Source organism: Vibrio sp. 1401, assembly GCF_033340295.1.
Genome location: NZ_JAWOWF010000278.1, coordinates 1 through 777, shown reverse-complemented (window position 1 = coordinate 777; position 777 = coordinate 1). Strand labels below are relative to the sequence as shown.

At 48.5% G+C, this 777-nt stretch carries 1 protein-coding gene; it reads left to right on the top strand.

Features of this window, described 5'->3' with window-relative positions; translation table 11 throughout:
- Window positions 1-777 (top strand): 2-octaprenyl-6-methoxyphenyl hydroxylase (locus tag R7Z77_RS25090; RefSeq protein WP_318137012.1); only part of this gene is annotated, 777 nt, incomplete at both ends.

Genomic DNA, 777 nt, shown 5'->3' with positions numbered 1-777 from the left:
TGGTCTGCGATTGAACCTTTTTCGACCCCGATTGAACACATCCATGTGTCTGATCGTTCTCATGCGGGAATGACGGACATCACTAAGCACGACGTTGGCGTTGAAGCGTTAGGTTATGTTGTAGAGTTAGCCGATGTTGGTCGTGTTTACCAAGAATTGCTGACTCACAGTACCGCTATCGATTTGTACTGCCCAGACTCCGCGAAGCACATTACCCGAACTCAAGAAAATGTGACGATTGAGCTTGCTAGTGGTGAGTTGCTTAATGCGAAATTACTTGTTGCCGCCGATGGTGCGGTTTCGCAATGTTGTCAGCAAATTGGTTTGGAGCTTTCTGAGCATGATTTCGACCAAGTTGCCGTAATTGCCAATATTGTGACTCAAGAGCCGCATCAAGGTCGCGCATTTGAGCGTTTTACTGAAAACGGCCCAGTTGCCCTGCTGCCAATGAGTGATAATCGAATGTCGCTCGTGTGGTGCTTACGTCCTGATGAAGCTCAAATTGTAATGGAATTGTCTGAAAGCGAATTTCTTGAACGGCTTCAGCAAGATTTTGGTTGGCGATTAGGTGCGATGCAAAAAGTGGGGCTGCGTGCGAGCTATCCGTTGTTGCTTCGTCACCGTAAGCAAAATATTTCACACCGTTTTGCGATAGTCGGTAACGCAGCACAAACGCTGCATCCCATTGCTGGGCAGGGCTTCAACTTGGGGATCCGAGACGTGGTCACTCTCGCTGAGGAACTGGTCAAGCAAGTTGGAGATGTTGGGCGTTACCAA